Origin of the sequence: Leptolyngbya sp. O-77, from assembly GCF_001548395.1 — a bacterium.
GTDB lineage: Bacteria > Cyanobacteriota > Cyanobacteriia > Elainellales > Elainellaceae > Thermoleptolyngbya.
Map to the genome: position 1 here is coordinate 3,158,921 of NZ_AP017367.1, position 17,631 is coordinate 3,176,551.

Genomic DNA, 17,631 nt, shown 5'->3' on the forward strand with positions numbered 1-17,631 from the left:
CCAGACCCACTCAGACTCATGGCCATTACGATTCGGGCAATGCAGGAAGCGGATTTGGCGATCGCCGATCATCTCTTCCGGCTGGCGTTTGGCACCTTTATCGGGCTGCCCGACCCGCAAGATTTTGCCAGAACCATGAACTACATGAATCGGTGGTATCTCGACCCATCCGCCGCATTCGTCGCAGAAGATAACGGTCAGATCGTTGGCTCAAATATTGCGGTGAACTGGGGCAGCTTTGGGGGATTTGGCCCACTCACCGTCCATCCCGACTACTGGAATCAGAAGGTAGGGCAGCAACTCGTCAGCGCTGCAATGGACTATTTTGCTCAGCATCAAATCTCTCAACTTGGCATCTTTACGTTTTCCAACAGCCCCAAACACCTCGCACTCTACGAACGGTTCGGGTTTCACCCCCGCTGTTTGACGGCGGTCATGAGCAAGCCCGTTCAGCCTCAGAATTCCCAGACCCCTCTTCAGTCCGGTCTGAGGTATTCAGATCTGGCAGCGGCCATGCAAGTAGACAGTTTGGAACGCTGTGCTGAGCTGACCAACACAGTGTTCGAGGGACTCGACTTGAGCAACGAAATTCGCACCGTTGCCGCTCGCCACTGGGGCGAGACCGTGCTGCTGGAAAGCCAGGATTCCCCTGTCGAAAATCAACGGCTGGAGGGGTTTGCGATTTGCCATTGCGGAGAAGGTACTGAAGCGGGCAAAGACGCTTGCTACGTGAAATTTGGCGCGGTGCGGTCGGGCGATTCCCGTAGGGATCGCTTCGCGAATCGCGCCTCCCAATCCCTCGCCTCTTTGCTGCAAGCCTGCGAAGGTCTGGCGGCTCAGCGTGGACTCTCAACCCTGATCTGCGGGGTCAATACGGAGCGGCAGGGTGCGTACCAGCTTTTGCGGAGCTTGGGGTTTCGCATCGACATCCTGGGCGTGGCGATGCTCTGCCCAAACCAGCCTGCGTTTAACCATCCCGGTGCGTTCGTGCTGGATGATTGGCGTTAGAGTTCGGAGTCAGCAATTAAAATCCTGCCGACACCTGCTTAAACGTCGTGACATTCGAGTTCAAATCAAATCCCGATAAAAAAAGTCGGGTATATTTGACGCTGTTTGTTGCCCATGCTACGATTCCTTGCATTGGGTGAAGGAAACCTGTAACCCCTTCCCAGACTTCATTTCACGCAAACCGAACGAGATATCACAGGACGAGACCCCTCCATGACGCTGGCAACCCACCCCACCCAAACCCGTTCCACCGCTGCTGCTTTTTCTGGCTTGAAGTGTAAAGAGTGCGGTGCAGCGTATGAAGCAAAGGCAATTCACGTTTGCGAATTGTGCTTCGGGCCGCTGGAAGTGACCTACGACTACGCCCACCTCAGCAAAGTCGTGACCCGTCAAACCATCGAAGCCGGCCCCAAGTCTATCTGGCGCTATCGCTCTTTCTTGCCCGTTGCAACGGATAACCTGATTGACGTGGGCACGGGCTTTACGCCGCTGCTGAAGGCAAACCGTCTGGCGCGTCGCCTGGGCATTAAAAATCTCTACATCAAGAACGATGCGGTGAATATGCCCACCCTCAGCTTCAAAGACCGGGTGGTGTCGGTGGCGCTGACTCGCGCACGGGAACTGGGCTTTACAACCGTTTCCTGCGCCAGCACCGGAAATTTGGCAAACTCGACAGCGGCGATCGCCGCCCATGCTGGCCTAGACTGCTGCGTGTTTATTCCCTCTGACCTGGAAGCAGGCAAAGTCCTGGGTACGCTGATCTACGGGCCCACGGTCATGGCCGTTCATGGCAACTACGACCAAGTCAACCGTCTCTGCTCGGAAGTCGCCAACACCCACGGCTGGGGATTTGTCAACATCAACCTGCGACCCTACTATTCTGAAGGTTCTAAGACCCTCGGCTATGAAGTCATTGAACAGCTTGGCTGGCAATTACCTGACCACATTGTTGCGCCGCTGGCCTCGGGTTCTCTCTTCACCAAAATCTATAAGGGCTTCCAGGAATTCACCAAGGTCGGCCTAGTAGAAGGGAAAAACGTTCGCTTCAGCGGCGCTCAGGCAGATGGTTGCTCGCCTATTGCCCAGGCCTACCGCGAAGACCGCGACTTCATCACCCCCGTCAAACCCAACACCATTGCCAAATCCATTGCTATTGGCAACCCAGCAGACGGGGTGTATGCACTGGACATTGCCCGCAAGACTAATGGCAATATTGAATCAGTGAGTGATCAGGAAGTGGTTGATGGCATCAAACTACTGGCCGAAACCGAAGGCATCTTCACTGAAACCGCAGGCGGCACTACAATCGCCGTTTTGAAAAAGCTAGCCGAAGCAGGCAAGATTAACCATGACGAGACCACTGTTGCTTATATCACGGGCAACGGACTAAAGACTCAGGAAGCCGTCCAGGGCTACATCGGCGAACCCCTCACCATCGAACCCAAGCTGGAAAGCTTTGAACGGGCGCTGGAGCGGGCGCAAACGCTGGGCCGCCTGGAATGGCAGCAGGTCACAGTTTAAATGTCGGGGTAGGGATTAGAAACCAGACCACTTGCGCCTAAACCCAACACCCTGTCACCCTAGTTACTCCTTTCACCCCATGCTTTAATGCCATGTCTGTCAAAGTTCTTATTCCTACTCCGCTGCAACAGTTCACTGCGAATCAGGCCACTGTGGAAGTAGACGGCGCGACGATCGCCGAATTGCTGGATAAGCTGGATGCGTCATTTCCGGGGATCAAGGCCCGTTTGTGTGATGACGAAGGCAAGCTCCGCCGCTTTGTGAATTTCTATGTGAATAGCGAAGACATCCGGTTTTTGGACGGCGCAAACACGGCGCTGAATGCAGGCGATGAAGTGAGCATTGTGCCTGCTGTGGCTGGCGGCTAAATGCGTTGAGGTTCCGATCGCCCCTCTTGCTCAACTTGTCTGTAACCAGGGATCGGGATTGCTCCGCGTCCAGATCCGCGATTTGAAATGAAGTCTACTGGGGTGAGTTGGGCAATGTCCTGGCTCACCTTTTATTGATTTATGTTCTCCGCATACTCAGCATAACGGTTGAGAATTCTAATCGCCTGCCTCAGAAATTCTGACGGCAGTTGGGCAGGGCGAACCGTTTCTGAATCGGTGACAACCCGGTACTATGGGAGTAATTTATGACGACTGATTGCAGATAGCCATGCCAGACGAAGCAACCAATCCTCCGGCTGAAGCCACATCGACGACTGAGGGGCAGCCTACTCCTGCATCTGCAGCGCCCGCAGAAGCACCCGCCGAAACAAAGCCGCCCCGCGAACCCAAGGTTCGGTCTGCGGATGGGGAAGCGCCTGCTGCCAAGCCCAAGAAGGAAAAGCCGCCCGCATTGGAAGACAAACCCTTCGCGGACTTTATCACGCAGGACTACATGCCCAACCTGAAGCAGGCGATGGCGGCCGCAGGTTTTAACGATCTGGATCTGAAATTTGAGAAGCTGCCGCTGCCGATCAAGGGCATGGAAGAACTCGGCGCTTGCTGGCAGGTGCAGGGCAAGTTTCAAGGCGGACAGCACCAGTTTTTGGTGGGCTTTGTGAAGGAAGATATCCAGGGGCAAAAGGTCTTTAGCTGTGCTGGAAATGGTGCAAGCCCCAGCCTGCTAGAGTCGTTTATGATTGATGAACGCAAGGTAACGCTGGATTTGATGGTGCTTTACACGTTGCAGCGCCTGAACGGGCAGAAGTGGTTGGTGGGCAACTAGCGTCAGCCCTGACTTCGTAGCGCGTCGCAGCGAAACGTTTCTGACCCATAACACGCTGAGGAGGCGATCGCCATGTCATCTCTTCTACGTCGGCTTTGGCTATGCAGCCTTCTAGCGATCCCGCTGTCCCTAGCGGAAGCGCTGGTGGAGGGGGCGATCGCAGCCCAGCCCGATGCGCCCGATGCGTTGGGGCCGGTTGCATCCGTTTCAGTCGCGCCTGTTTCAGAGGTTGTAGCGGCTGAGGGTATCTCAGCGCCCGATTGGCCAGGGCCGCCTGTCACTGAAGCTTCGGCAGATCCTCCGTCGATGCTGCCCGGAGCCTCAGCCAGCCTTGCCAATGCCTCATCGGCTTGGGTGCTGGAAGAATTTGGAGCAACCGTCGAAATTTCTCCCCTTGCCGAGGTTCTGCTGGACGACGCAGTTGACGAGTCTGCCGTGGCAGGGGAACGGGTTGACCAGACAGAGGTGAATCCAGACCCTTCGCCAACCCTGAACACAGCCGGTGAGCCATCTGCGGAGCCGCACCCTGAACTGGATGCGCTGACGGAACCAGTCGAGCCAGTCGTTACGGAGCCAGTCGCCGAGCCAGTCATTGAGCCAGTCATTGAGCCAGTCATTGAGCCAGCGATCGCCGCACCGGAACCCAATGCTGCTCCGATTGACCCAGCGGTAGCGCTGGAACTGCTGCGAGAGGGGGATGCGCTGTGGCAGATGGGCCTGCGGCGGGAGGCAGAAGCCCGCTATCGGCTGGCAAAAGCGCCGTTTGATGAAGTGGATGTCGTCGAAGTGCCCCCGCTGGTCACCGATCCGGAGGCGCTGCCGCCTGAAGGGCAGGTCTACTGGCGCGAGGCAGAGGCAGGGCGATTGCAAAATTCTCGTCCGCGCATGGAGTCTGCCCTGCGGCTCTTGACTCAGCAGCATCCAGAGTTTGTGCTGGGGCATCTGCGCTATGCCGAGGTGCTGGCAGCGGGCGATCGCTCGAACGAGGCGCTGGCGGTGCTGGAGCGGGCAGTGGGTTTGTATCCCGATTCGGCAGATTTGGCACAGGCGCGGGTGGCAGCCCTGGCAACCAACGGACAACTGGTGGAAGCGGCGATCGCGGCGCGGCAGTTTGCCCTGATGTATCCCGATGATCCGGCAGCGGCGGAGTTTGAAGCGCTGGCGGCTCAGCACGCCAGAACCTTCCGCAATCGGCTGGAGCGCGATTTGCGAGCCGGGGCGATCGCCAACTTGCTGACTGGGGCGCTGGGCTTTGCGCTGACGGGCAACCTGTTTGGCCCCATCTCTTCAATTCAGACCGGAATCGCGCTGCTGCGGGGCGAAGAGAACGTGGGAGAGGCGATCGCCCGTCGTGCTGCCCGCCAGTTGCCGCTCATTCAGGATGAAGCGGTGAATGCCTACGTCAACGACATTGGGCAGCGCCTCGCCGCGATGACGGGGCGATCGGAATTTGAGTACGAGTTTTTCATCATCCGCGATCGCAGCCTCAACGCCTTCGCACTGCCGGGCGGCAAAATCTTCATCAATGCGGGCGCAATCCTGAAAGCCCAATCAGAAGCAGAACTAGCCGGACTAATTGCCCACGAACTCGCCCACACGTCCCTGTCGCATGGCTTTCAGCTTGCGGTCGATGCCAACACCCTAGGCAACGCCTTCCAGCTCATTCCCTATGGCGGCTATGCGGCAAACCTGCTCTATTTCAACTACAGCCGCGACATGGAGCGCCAGGCCGATGCCTTTGGGACGCGACTGCTGGCCTCGGCAGGCTACGCAGCGGACGGGCTGCACGGGCTGATGGTGACGCTGGAAAAACAAGAGCGGCGAGTCGCCCCCTTTGAATGGCTTTCCACTCACCCCGACACCCGTGAGCGACAGCGCAACATCGAGCGCCAGATCCGCCAGAACGGGTACAACCGCTACGCCTACGAAGGCATCGACCGCCACGCCGCCATGCGCCTGCGGGTGCAGACCGAACTAGGGCTGACGCGCCTCCGCAAGCCCACCGCCGAGCGCCGCCCCAGTCGTTAGCTTCAGCCTTAGATCAGAGCAGGCGATCCCCTCCACCCAAGTTTGCAACTCTCTAACCGACTATGACCCAGGCTGCCGAGTCTTCAAACACTTCTCTCTTGGAAATCTTGCAGTTGGGCAATCCCGAGCTGAGAGACACAGCGCGGGCGATCGCCTCCCCCAGTGATCCCGCCCTGCAAGCCCTCATTGATCAGCTCTTGGTCACGATGCACGCATCAAACGGCGTGGGCATCGCTGCGCCCCAAGTCGGTCAGCCCCTTTGCCTGGTCATCGTTGCGTCGCGTCCCAATCCGCGCTATCCTCATGCGCCGGAGATGGAGCCACTGCCCATGCTGAACCCACGCCTGCTCAGCCATTCTGACGAAACGGTGAAGGGCTGGGAGGGATGCCTCAGCGTGCCAGGGATTCGCGGCCTCGTGCCCCGCTATCGAGAAATCGAGGTGGAATATGGCGATCGCCACGGCAATCTGCGCCGTCAGGTCTTCACCGATTTCGTCGCCCGCATTGTCCAGCACGAAGTCGATCACCTGCATGGACAGGTATTTGTCGATCGGGTCGAAACCACTCGCGACCTGATCACCGAGCAGGAATACCAAAAGCTGCTGTCGTAGGGGAATGCTGTAACTTACCTGCGGTTACAAAATTTGAAACAGACCATCAGCCATCGTAGCAGCACGACATAATAGCTGCCAACGTTGCAATGAAAACAGTCGATGGAAAAGGACGCGAGGCTTTATCAAATTGGCTTTCTCGCCCTGTTTTTGCTGCTGGGGGTGGGCACGCGGGATTGGTCGCTGAATTGGGTGGTGGTGCTAACGGCGATCGCCACTTGCCTCATTACCCAGGCGCTTTGTGGGGCAGTATTTTATCCACCAGAGCTATCAAATCCAGAAACAGCAGCAGATAATAAACCGGCAGATAATAAACCGGCAGATAATAAACCGGCAGATAATAAACCGGCAGATAATAAACCGGCAGATAATATAGGACAGCGCTGGAGAGCGATCGCCCTGCGGTATCGCAATCCCCAAATTCTCTCTAGTCTGCCCAGTGCGCTGGTGACGGGACTAGGAATGAGCCTGCTGCTGCGGGTTGATCATCCGCTGACGATGGCGCTGGCGGTGATGGGGGCGATCGCCAGCAAATTTTTGCTGCGGCTGCGCGGCAAGCATGTGTTTAATCCCGGCAATTTTGGCATTGTCATGGCGCTGATGCTCTCAGGCGATGCGTGGGTTTCGCCGGGGCAGTGGGGCGAGAGCGGTTGGTATGGACTGCTGTTTTTGGGAGCAGGCGGGCTGGTGCTGCAACAGGTGGGGCGCTGGGACACGTCGGCGGCGTTTCTGGGCAGCTATGCGGTGCTAGAGTCCGGGCGAAATCTATGGCTGGGCTGGACGTGGGACGTGTGGGCGCATCGGCTCACCAGTGGCTCGCTGCTGGTGTTTGCGCTGTTCATGATTACCGACCCGCGCACGATTCCCAATTCCCGCACAGGACGGCTGATCTGGGCCGGGGCGATCGCACTTCTAACGTTTATCCTGCGAAATGTCTTTTTCATCTCCACGGCTCCCTTTTGGGCGCTGTTTGCCCTGGCTCCGCTGAGTCTGCTGCTGGACTGGCTGCTGCCCGCCGCCCGGTTTGAGTGGTCGCAGTCGGCGCTGCATCTACCGTTGTCTTTTCCATCCACCCTTCCGACAAAAATACGTTCCTGAATAGGTGTTTATATGAAATCTCTGCTTAATCATTCAATGACCTATTTGCGGTCTTTTCGTGTGTGGGCGATCGCCCTCATAGCATTCCTGCTGACGTTCACGGTTTCATCCAGAGCGCTGGCATTTTGTGGGTTTTATGTGGCAAAAGCCGATGCGAAGCTGTATAACCAGGCTTCTCAGGTGGCGATCGCCCGCAGCGGAAATCGCACGGTTCTTACGATGGCCAATGACTACCAGGGTGATGTCAAAGATTTTGCGATGGTCGTTCCGGTTCCCGTGATCTTGCAGCGCGAACAGGTGCAAATCGTCGATTCACGGATTATCGAGCGGCTCGATTCCTTTAGCGCACCGAGACTGGTGGAATACTTCGACCCTGATCCGTGCGCTCCGCCTATCTTTTGGAATCGCCCAATGGCGGCTCCTGCGATGGAAAGTGCCGCTCCAGGTCGGGCTGGACACAGCAACCAGGCGCTAGGGGTGACGGTAGAAGAACAATTCACCGTCGGCGAGTACGATATCTTGATCCTCAGCGCCCGCGAGTCCGATGGATTGGAAACCTGGCTGGTGCAAAACGGCTACCGCATCCCCCAAGGCGCACGGGAACTGCTGCGCCCCTACATTCGCCAGCGGATGAAGTTCTTTGTGGCCAAGGTGAATCTGGAGGAATACGAAAATTCGAGCTATCAGGCGTTGCGGCCGCTGCAAATGACCTACGAATCGCCCCGATTTATGCTGCCGCTGCGGTTGGGCATGGTCAACGCCGACAGTTCTCAGGATTTGCTGGTCTACATTTTGTCACCGGAAGGACAGGCAGAAGTCAGCAACTATCGCACGGTGAAGGTGCCGTCGGATGCAGAAATTCCGGTATACGTGAAGGACGAATTTAGCGACTTTTACAAAGCCATATTCCAGACCAGCTACACCCGCGAGGGGCGAAACGTGGCGTTTTTGGAATACGCCTGGGATATGGGAAGCTGCGACCCCTGCTCGGCGGAGCCGCTATCGCCAGAGGAACTGCGGCAGGCGGGGGTGTTTTGGACGCGCCCGGAGATGCCCAACACCATGCCCAATAACGTATTCATCACGCGGCTGCATGTGCGCTATACCCGCGATAAGTTTCCGGAAGACCTGATTTTTCAGCAGACCAACAACCGCACCCTGTTTCAGGGGCGCTATATCCTGCGTCATCCCTATACGGGCGAGATGGCGTGTGAAGCGGGGCGGCAATATCGGCGATCGCTCCGACAACGGTTCGAGCAAGAAGCCCAGACCCTCGCCCGCCTCACGGGTTGGAATATCCGCCATATCCGCGACAAGTTGCCCCAGATTCGGGCTGAGCAATTTCCGGCACTGCCTTTGGTGGCACAATTGCAACAGTTGATAGGGCGAGTTATGGAGCGATAGAACAGCGCGGGTGAAATGGCAACGGGATAAGTCAGATCGGGCAGGCTCGGTAGCGATTAAGTTACTTTCCCTAAGTTACTTTCCCTAAGTTACTTTCCTGATGAGTTACTTTCCTGACCAGTTACTTTCCTGATCTCCTCATCCCATCACAAGTCCGCACCCGACCTCCTGTTTAAGCTACCGTCCCCCAACCGTAATGGCATCGACCTTCAGGTGGGGCTGACCCACGGTGACGTAGATGCCGCCGCTGATGGAGCCGCAAAAGCCCGCCGCTAGCCCCAAATCTTGGGAACACATGGAGATGCGCTGCATGATTTCTACCGCTTCGCCAATCAGAGTTGCGCCCTTGAGGGGCTTGGTGATTTTGCCGTTTTCGATTAGGTAGGCTTCGTCCACTGCAAAGTTGAACTGACCCGTTGCACCGACGCTGCCGCCGCCCATTTTTTTACAGTAAATCCCTTTGTCGATGGAGGCGAAGAGGTCGTCAAGAGAGTGCGGCCCCGGCGCGATGTAGGTATTCCGCATTCGGCTAGCAGCGGCGTAGGTGTAGTTTTGGCGGCGGCCGCTGCCCGTGCGCGGGTGTCCGGTTCGCATAAACCCAGCGCGATCGCTCAGGAAGTTTTTCAAGATGCCGTTTTCGATCAGCAGCGTGCGCTGGGTGGGCATTCCCTCATCGTCCATATCAATGGTGCCAAAGGCGTTGGGCGATCGCCCTTCGTCCCAAGCGGTCAGCGCTTCATGGGCAATCTTCTCCCCTTTTTTGTCGATAAAGGGCGTAGTCTTGCGCTCAATCTGCGTCGTCTCCAGCAAATGACCGCAGGCTTCGTGGAAGATCACGCCGCCAAAGTGGTTCGCCATCACCACGGGGTACGTGCCGGACTCGACATAATCGGCATAGAGCATTTTTCCGGCAGACTCCGCCACTTCTTCGGCGGTGCTATCCATATCCCAGGTGCGGAGAAAATCGGGCTGGCTAGTGCTGCCGACGCGCTGACCAATAGAAGCACGGTGGTCGCCATCGGCGCAGAGCAGGCTAAACCCGGTGGATTGCGTCAGGCGAATGTCTCGCGCAAAGGTGCCGTCGCTCGCCGCCACCAGCACTTCCTGCCAGTCGCGAAAGTAGGAGGCGCGGCGCGACTGGACGTGGCTGGCTTTTTTGCCGAGGCGATCGCTCGCTGCCAGCAAAATTTCGCCCATCTCGCGAATTGAACTGCACTGTTCCAGCCAAGCTTCCTTGCCCTTGCGCGTGCCATAGTCGCGCAGCGGCTCTAGCACCACTTCCGGGATAAACGCATTGCCGCTGGGCAATTCTAGCCCCATGATAGACAACGCCTTTTCTAGCGCCAGCTTTAGCCCGCTAAAGGTCAGGTCGTTGGTGCTAACGTAGCAGTCGGCCTTGCCGCGAAACACGCGCACACCCGCGCCCGTGGTCAAGCTGGGCGAAATGCTGGTGATGGTATCGTCTTCGGCTAGGCAGTTAATATAGTTAACCCGTTCCAGGAAGAACTCGACAAAATCGGCTCCGGCCGCCCGACCTAGCCCCAACAGCGTAGACAGCGGCGCATCCCACGACTCATCAAAGCGATCGCGCGGCGCGGCATAACTCAGATTCGGCAGCTTCGCAGGGGTAAGCAGCGTATCGGGCAGGCTGGTCAATAGCATTAGGCAGTCCTCTCAGGGCGCGGCAGTCGGCGTTTCTCACAGTTTAGCAAGGAAGCTTAGGGAGTGAGAGTTGGGTTTCTCATGCCCTGTTTGCAATGCGGCTTGGTGATGTGGTTGCAGCAAGGGCAACACCGCTCTGCGAGGCTTACACCAGCAGCCCCAGCGGAACCTCAATCCGCAGCAACTTGCCTAGCGACAGCAGCGGTTGAAGCAGCGCCAGTTCAGCTTTGGCGGCCGCATCAGAGTGTTGCTGTGCGACAGACCAGCGGGGCAGGAGGTAGCGGTGGAGCGATCGCCAGTACAACTCCTGCACTCGATCCAGCGCCAGTCCCAGATGAAGCTGCTCGCTGATGACCAGCAGTTGCTCAATCCAGACCAGCGTTGGCTCCAAGGTGTCCAGTTCCGATTCGTTGAGAGCTTGCCACAGCAGCCGCAGGATCAGCCGCTCCAGGATTTGTCTGGCTGGGGTCACTGTCAGATGGCAGTGGAGTTGGTTGGCTTCGGCGGCGATCGCCTCTAGTTCCGACAAATAGCTGTCGCACAATTCGGGATTGGTGGGGGGCAAATCAGAGGTTTCGCGCTCTAGAGCTTGCAGGGAGTGGGTCAGCCGATGGGCGATCGCAATTTCGGCAGCCACTTGCAGCTCGCGGGGCGGCTCCAGGGCATCCCGATGAAACGCCCGCAGCACGCCGTAGTTGTCGCGATAGACCTGGGTGTAGAGCTGATCGAGTCGGGTCAGGGTTTCCTGACTCAGCAGGTGCATCAGCCGATGGCGTTCCTCAGCGAACAGGTCTTGCAGGCTAAAGGGGCAATCGCCAAAGGTGTGCGTCATCGCCAAAATCACCTGCGCCGCGCTGGCCAGCGACAGCGCCTCAAACAACTCATCCCGCAATTGCAAATAGGCGCGACGACCGCTGGCGGGCTGAATGCAGCAGTGAAAATCCCAGCCGCCCAGATGCAGCACCGCAAACTCCAGATTCACCACCTCGCGGGTGATCTCGGAGGTCAACTGCACCTGCCCCAGAGCCAGCGTCAGCGATCCCATGCGGCGAAGCTGATAGTCTAATCGCTGGACGTTATAGCAATAGAGACGCTGCTCCTGGGGATAGCTGTGGAAGAGGGAACTGATGGCATAGTGCGCGACCACCTGCTCTGGCGTGATGCGGGCAGGCGCAACCAGTTGGCGATACAGTTCCGCGCCGTTGCCAAACTGCTCCACATTGCTGGGGATTGCCCCCAGACGACGGACAAACTCCGGCTCCAGGCGAACTGCGGCAAGGTCTTCTGCCAGTTCCAAGGCGCGGGCAGCGTAGCGCAAAATCTGCGTGCCCTCCGGCCGCGACACCTCTTCAAAAAACCAGCCGCAACTGGTATACATCAGCAGGGCGTGGCGCTGCATTTCCAGCAGTTTCAGCGCCTCAACCCGTTCGGCCGGTGTCAGATCGTGACTTTGGTAAGCTGCGAAAAACGTATCGAGAACCGTATCAGAACGCTCCCCCAACACAGCGACATAGCCATCCCGCGCCGCCCAAGGATCGCGGAAAAACGAACCACCGGACTGTTCGTAAATTGCAATTAGCTGATCCCGCAGCCAGTCCAGCGCATCCCGCAGCGGCCGCCGCCATTTCTGATGCCACTCGCCGCCCCCGCCACAGCCGCAGTCGTCTTGCCAGCGATCGACCCCGTGGGAACAACTCCACGCCGTCACGGGCTTTAGCTCCACTTCCCAGGTGGGCGGGTGCAGGCTGAGGTAGTGGGCAAAATTCGTCACCAGCCAGCCCCGTTTGGGAAACTCGTGGGTAAAGGCATAGGCCAGCGCCTTCTCCGTGCCCCCTTTGTGATGTCCAAAGGTTTCGCCGTCGGTTGCCACCGAGATTAACTGGGCGGGACGGTGATCCCCGCGCACGGCCTGCCCGATGCGTCCGACAAAATGCTCGGAACTGCTCAGTACGTCGTTAAAGCCCATGTCACGGGAAATTGGGCCGTCATAAAAGAAAATGTCGATGTAGGGTGTATCAGCCGGGTTCGGGTTGGTGCCCGGTTCACCCAAAGCGTCTTGCCCCAGGATGCCGTCGCGCTGGAAATGGAGCGAATTCAAAAAGCAGCGATAGGGGCGCACGGGGTCGATCTGGCTACCGCCGACTTCGATCCAGTGGGGATCGCGCTCGTCGGGCGTGGGCAGGGGGCGGCAGCGCTGGGCCTGAGATGGGGCCAGGATGATAAAGCGAATGCCTTCTTCTGCCAGAATTCGTAGCGTTGGATAATCGACTGCTGTTTCTGCTAGCCACATGCCTTCAGGATCGCGCCCAAACCTGGCTCGGAAGTCGGCCTTGCCCCAGCGAATCTGGGTGCGCTTGTCGCGGTCGTTGGCTAGGGGCAGGATGATGTGGTTATAGACCTGGGCGATCGCATTTCCGTGTCCTCCCAGGCGATCGCAGCTTTTGCGGTCGGCTTCTAGAATGCGCTGATAGACTTCGGGATCGGCTTGCTCTAGCCAGCTCATGAGCGTTGGGCCGATGTTGAAGCTGAGATATTCGTAATTGTTGACGATCCCCAGCAGGTCACCCTGGTCGGTTAGCACACGGGCAAAGGCGTTGGGGCGATAGCACTCGTAGTGGATTCGCTCGTTCCAATCGTGGTAAGGCGAGGCGCTGGGCTGTCGCTCGATGGCGTTCAGGTAGGGGGTTTTCGCGGGGGCGGCTGGTAAAAATGCCCGTGGACAGTCACGTAGATTCCTGTTTCTGACCGTTGTCCCTGGGTGTCGCAGGCAGGTGGGTCGGTGTGCAACTGCCGATTGAGCGCGGGATCGGCTAAGTCATTGAGTCGTAAACTATCGGTCTGAAACGCTAAAGCAGCCAATTCGGATCGAGAATCGTGGCGAGCAAAAGTCATGCAACGTGTCCAAAATCTACAGAACCCAAATACATCGCGGCTTGCTCTGGGACATTGCAAAGGGGTTGCAACGCTGGGCGATCGCACGTTGATTTGGGGGCGCGGCTGGGGATCAGCTTCTAGCGAGCAAGTTGGCCAATCATCCAGTCTGCAAAAGCTCAAAAATCAAGCATCGAACGAACTAATTCACTCGATCAGATGATTGCTCAAATCATCTTAAAATCCGGGGATCATTCAGAAATCTGTGGACAGTCGAAGCAATCTTTCAGGATATTTTTTCAGGGCATTTCTAGAGCAGTTTTCAGAGCAGGCTTTGAAAAATTCCTGAAGCGGCAAAGGGGCGATCGCGCTTGAGTCCTTACCTTTGAGTCTTTATGACACTTGAGTCTTTATGGGTCTTTGAAATTCTGCCCTGCCTTGCAGGGTTCTACACTTACGATATATATCGCGAGTTTTTATACTCTGCATGGGATAGCACAATGTTTTCAAACTAAGTTCATGTTTTGTAATAAGGGCGATCGCCCGACTGCACTGCAAAACGCTCAGTTTGTGTCTTTACCGATCCAGATTTTTAGGAAAAAGTAAACTCGCTTTATATTTCCTTACAAGGATCTCTGGGAGCTACTGTACTCCAGAGTGTTCCCCACTCTTTTCTTCAGCCCTTTCTTCAGGATTGCCCCGTCCCTCCGCTGCGATCGCTGCTGGCGGCAACTCCAGCGGCACGGCTCCCAGCAGCCCCTTGCGAAAATCATTCAGCAATTGTCGTGCGGCTCGCTCGATGTCGTTCTGATAGCGATGCTCGGCCAGTTGCGCCAGGTAGGTTTCGCCCGTGACTCCAGACGGCGACAGCCCATAGCGAGTTTCCAACCCACTGCCAATGACGGTAGGGGCAGCTTCGGCCAGTTCTTTCCACAGATCTACAAAGGCGGCGGCGACCCGCTGATTGTCGTAGGCGGCTTCGCCAATGTCGTCGCAGATGGCCAGCTTCAGCGCGGCTTGCTGGTTCGTCAGCTTGGAAGGCAAGATTCCCGGTGCGTCTAGCAGTTCTAGCTCGTCGGAAATGCGAATCCACCGGAGCTGGCGCGTCACGCCTGGGCGACGGGCGCTCTCCACCACGCGCCGCTTTAGCAGCCGATTAATCAGCGCCGACTTGCCCACGTTGGGAAAGCCGATGACCACTGCCCGCACGGGGCGGGGCAACATACCGCGATCGCGCCGTCGCTGGTTCATCTTTTCGCCCAACGCCTGCGCTGCTTTGGACACGGCTTCCACACCCTTGCCGTGGTTTGCATCGGTAAAATAAGCTGTCTCGTCTTGCTGCTGAAACCAGGCACGCCAGTCCTGCTGCACTCCAGCGGGGATCATGTCCATGCGGTTTAGCACCAGCACCCGCTCTTTGTTGCCCAACCACTGCCTCATCTGCGGATGGCGCGTCGCTAAGGGAATTCGCGCATCCCGTACCTCCAGCACGACATCGACTTTTTTCAACTGTTCCAGGAGCGATCGCTCGGCTTTGGCAATATGACCGGGATACCACTGGATGGGGGGCGTGGACATGAGGGAAGAGGGGAGGGGGAAGAGGGAAAAATGAAGAGGGAAAAATGAAGAACGAAGAACGAAGAGGGAAGGGGGAAGAGGGAAAAATGAAGAACGAAGAACGAAGAGGGAAGGAGGAAGAGGGAAAAATGAAGAACGAAGAACGAAGAGGGAAGGGGGAAGAGGGAAAAATGAAGAACGAAGAACGAAGAGGGAAGAACGCAAAGCTTAGATTAGCAGGTGAAGGGTGACTGTGGTGCCCTCTGTGGCGGTGGATTGAATGGACAGGCTGCCGCCGTGGGCATCGACGATACGCTTGACGAGGGCGAGTCCGAGGCCGGTGCCGCCTGCTTTGGTGGAGTAGAAGGGGCGCGTCAGCTTGGGCAGGTCTTCTGGGGGAATGGGCGGGCCGCCGTTGTGGATGGATAGGCAGAGTCTTTGGGGGGCAGGGGGAGCGTCGGCATCGAGCAGCAGGGTGCAACGGATGCGATCGCCCTCCGACACCGCCTCGCAAGCATTTCGCAGCAGGTTTAGGCACACTTGCTTGAGCTTGTTGCGATCGCCCATCACAGGCGGCAATTCTGGGGCGATCGCCAGCTCAATGACGCGCCCCTGGGCGATCGGCGTTTCCTGCACCTGCGTCACCACGTCTTGCAGCAGCGCCACTAGGTCAACGGCCTCGGTCTGCATGGCCCGCTGCGGCTTAGAAAACTGGAGAATTTCGTTGAGCAACTCTTCCAAGCGGTTTGCCTCTTCGCTGGCCAGCGTCAGCCGCAGTTGGTCTGGCGCTGCCAGAGCCAGTCGCTCAAAAGCTTTTAGCCCCATTTTCACCGTCGTCAGCGGGTTGCGAATTTCGTGGACGATCATAGCGGCAAATTCTCCGATGGCGGCCAGCCGCTCTTGCTCGATGAGCTTGGACTGGGCAGTGCGGAGTTCTTGGGTGCGCTTGACAACCTCCGCTTCTAGCATTTCGTTAAATCGCTGCTGTTCTTGATAGAGGCGATAGTGGGCGATCGCCATTGCCGCCCGCTCTGCAAACAGTTCCACCGTCCGCACTTCTTCCTCGGCAAACTGGCGCGGCGAATAGCTAAAGGAACAAACTGTGCCGAGGATGTCGCCGTGGGGGGTGCGGAGGGGAACGCCGAGATAGCAGAGATAGCCATCGGGAATTTCGCCTGCTTCGGGATTCAGGCGCGTGTCTTCTACCACGAGCGATCGCCCAGTGTCTACCACTGTTCCGGTTACTGTTCCGTGGAGCGTATAGAGCGTGTGATCTTCTTCGCCATCGGAGCTAGCAATCACGCGATCAAACCCGTCCCCTTCGCAGAGCGTAATCACGGTTACATCCATTCTCAGCAAGTGACAAACGCTAGACGCGATTCGTTCCAAATAGCGGTTCAAATCTCCAACATAGTCCAGCAGAGACGACAGCGCCTCAATCACTTGCTGGTCTCGTTGCCACCGAGCGCGGGATTGCATGAATCTGCTTGAGTGAGCGGATCGACGACTTGGACGATCTGCATGACTAGCGTGCTGTGGAATGAACGGTTCTTGCGGTTGACCCTGGAATGTCATGGATTCAAGCTCAAGTATTATGGCAGATTCGGGTGCGCTCCTTCTCGACTGCTCAGCAATAGTTCATCAACAGTAAATCAATAGTTCGTGAGTCTAGTATGTCTTGCAATACCCCTGCGTTTAACTCAAGGTTCTGTCTACAGTCTGTCTAGAGAAGTAGAAAAAACTCGCCAGAATGCCTCTTTTGAGGCTGGTCAGGAGGAGGCATTGCGTAACAAGATCTTGCTGTGAGGTAACAAAAATTCCATTGATTACAAGTATTTCTTAATAATCTCCTGGGGAGGCAGCCATGAAATTGGACGGAAAGGTTGCGCTGGTGACGGGCAGCACCACAGGCATTGGACAGGCGATCGCCCTGCGTCTGGCGGCCGACGGGGCCAGAATCGTCATCGACCACCGCGCTGATCCCGAAGGCGCAGCCGAAACCCTGGCCAAAGTAGAGGCGGCGGGCGGCAAGTGCTTTCAATATGGCTGCAATGGGGCAGGGAAGATCGTGCAGGCGGACGTGAGCGAAGTGGAGCAAGTGCGCCGCATGGTCGCGGAGTCGGTTGCCCATTTTGGTCGCCTGGATATTTTGGTCAACAACGCAGGCATTCAGAAGAAAGCGTCCTTTTGGGAAGTCACCGAAGAAGATTATGACCAGGTGATGGACGTGAACCTGAAAGGCGCATTCTTTTCGGCACAGGCCTTTGTGCATCACTGCATGAATGCCCAGCATCCCGGCAAGATTATCAACATTAGCTCGGTGCATGAGGAGCTGTCATTTCCCGATTTTGCGTCCTATTGCGCCAGCAAGGGCGGCATGAAGATGATGACCCGCACGCTAGCAACGGAACTCGCGCCGCTGGGGATTACGATTAACAATGTCGCACCAGGGGCGATCGCCACCGACAAAAACACCAGTCTGCAAGACGACTCAGACGAATCCAAAGAATTTCTCAAAAAAATCCCCCTCCAGCGCATGGGCAATCCGGAGGAGGTGGCATCTTTGGTATCGTTCTTATGTTCCGCCGAAGCCGACTACATCACAGGATCAACCTTCCTGGTAGACGGCGGACTGATGTGGACATATCAGGAGCCGTAA

15 protein-coding genes are annotated in these 17,631 nt (G+C 57.1%); 10 read left to right on the forward strand and 5 right to left on the reverse strand.

Going from position 1 to position 17,631, the window contains the following annotated elements; genetic code table 11:
- Window positions 1–18: 18 nt before the first annotated feature.
- The 8 genes from O77CONTIG1_RS13460 (at window position 19) to O77CONTIG1_RS13495 (ending at window position 8,882) form a co-directional block, all read left to right on the forward strand.
- Window positions 19–1,008: a GNAT family N-acetyltransferase gene (locus O77CONTIG1_RS13460; RefSeq protein WP_068511327.1), complete on the forward strand. Its 990-nt coding sequence runs from the start codon at window positions 19–21 to the stop codon at window positions 1,006–1,008.
- Between the two features lie 213 nt (window positions 1,009–1,221).
- A complete protein-coding gene (gene thrC, locus O77CONTIG1_RS13465) occupies window positions 1,222–2,529 on the forward strand; it encodes a threonine synthase (RefSeq protein ID WP_068511329.1) in 1,308 nt (435 codons plus the stop codon).
- Between the two features lie 92 nt (window positions 2,530–2,621).
- On the forward strand, window positions 2,622–2,897 hold the full coding sequence (locus tag O77CONTIG1_RS13470) for a ubiquitin-like small modifier protein 1 (protein WP_068511331.1): 276 nt from the start codon (window positions 2,622–2,624) through the stop codon (window positions 2,895–2,897).
- Window positions 2,898–3,186: 289 nt separating this feature from the next.
- Complete coding sequence (locus tag O77CONTIG1_RS13475) at window positions 3,187–3,741, forward strand: DUF2996 domain-containing protein (protein ID WP_068511333.1); 555 nt, start codon at window positions 3,187–3,189, stop codon at window positions 3,739–3,741.
- Window positions 3,742–3,813: 72 nt separating this feature from the next.
- Window positions 3,814–5,769 (forward strand): M48 family metalloprotease, encoded by a 1,956-nt coding sequence (locus O77CONTIG1_RS13480; protein WP_068511335.1) that lies wholly within the window; start codon window positions 3,814–3,816, stop codon window positions 5,767–5,769.
- 62 nt (window positions 5,770–5,831) lie between these two features.
- Window positions 5,832–6,380, forward strand: coding sequence for a peptide deformylase (gene def / locus O77CONTIG1_RS13485; RefSeq protein ID WP_068511336.1), 549 nt, complete (start codon window positions 5,832–5,834; stop codon window positions 6,378–6,380).
- Between the two features lie 102 nt (window positions 6,381–6,482).
- On the forward strand, window positions 6,483–7,478 hold the full coding sequence (locus O77CONTIG1_RS13490; protein ID WP_068511338.1) for an RnfABCDGE type electron transport complex subunit D: 996 nt from the start codon (window positions 6,483–6,485) through the stop codon (window positions 7,476–7,478).
- Window positions 7,479–7,490: 12 nt separating this feature from the next.
- The gene (locus O77CONTIG1_RS13495) at window positions 7,491–8,882 is read left to right on the forward strand and encodes a DUF2330 domain-containing protein (protein ID WP_197673186.1); all 1,392 of its coding nucleotides are present in this window, start codon (window positions 7,491–7,493) and stop codon (window positions 8,880–8,882) included.
- A gap of 177 nt (window positions 8,883–9,059) precedes the next feature.
- Here O77CONTIG1_RS13495 and O77CONTIG1_RS13500 read toward each other — a convergent pair whose 3' ends face one another.
- From O77CONTIG1_RS13500 to ylqF, 4 genes are all read right to left on the reverse strand, one after another.
- Complete coding sequence (locus O77CONTIG1_RS13500; protein ID WP_068511342.1) at window positions 9,060–10,544, reverse strand: TldD/PmbA family protein; 1,485 nt, start codon at window positions 10,542–10,544, stop codon at window positions 9,060–9,062.
- Between the two features lie 145 nt (window positions 10,545–10,689).
- Window positions 10,690–13,125, reverse strand: a complete 2,436-nt coding sequence (locus O77CONTIG1_RS13505) for a DUF3536 domain-containing protein (protein ID WP_068511344.1) — start codon at window positions 13,123–13,125, stop codon at window positions 10,690–10,692.
- A gap of 92 nt (window positions 13,126–13,217) precedes the next feature.
- Window positions 13,218–13,436 (reverse strand): hypothetical protein, encoded by a 219-nt coding sequence (locus tag O77CONTIG1_RS27980; RefSeq protein ID WP_286132318.1) that lies wholly within the window; start codon window positions 13,434–13,436, stop codon window positions 13,218–13,220.
- A gap of 621 nt (window positions 13,437–14,057) precedes the next feature.
- Window positions 14,058–14,993: a ribosome biogenesis GTPase YlqF gene (gene ylqF / locus O77CONTIG1_RS13510; protein ID WP_084782621.1), complete on the reverse strand. Its 936-nt coding sequence runs from the start codon at window positions 14,991–14,993 to the stop codon at window positions 14,058–14,060.
- A 44-nt stretch (window positions 14,994–15,037) separates the two neighbouring features.
- On the opposite strand from ylqF, the gene O77CONTIG1_RS24550 reads away from it, so the two are divergent.
- Window positions 15,038–15,223 (forward strand): hypothetical protein, encoded by a 186-nt coding sequence (locus O77CONTIG1_RS24550; RefSeq protein WP_156435247.1) that lies wholly within the window; start codon window positions 15,038–15,040, stop codon window positions 15,221–15,223.
- On the opposite strand, the gene O77CONTIG1_RS13515 is transcribed toward O77CONTIG1_RS24550, so the two are convergent.
- Entirely contained in the window at window positions 15,201–16,451 is a 1,251-nt protein-coding gene (locus O77CONTIG1_RS13515) for a GAF domain-containing sensor histidine kinase (RefSeq protein WP_068511346.1), read from the reverse strand. The genes O77CONTIG1_RS24550 and O77CONTIG1_RS13515 overlap by 23 nt on opposite strands.
- 385 nt (window positions 16,452–16,836) lie before the next feature.
- Here O77CONTIG1_RS13515 and O77CONTIG1_RS13520 point away from each other — a divergent pair, with 385 nt between their 5' ends.
- Entirely contained in the window at window positions 16,837–17,631 is a 795-nt protein-coding gene (locus O77CONTIG1_RS13520) for an SDR family NAD(P)-dependent oxidoreductase (protein WP_068511348.1), read from the forward strand.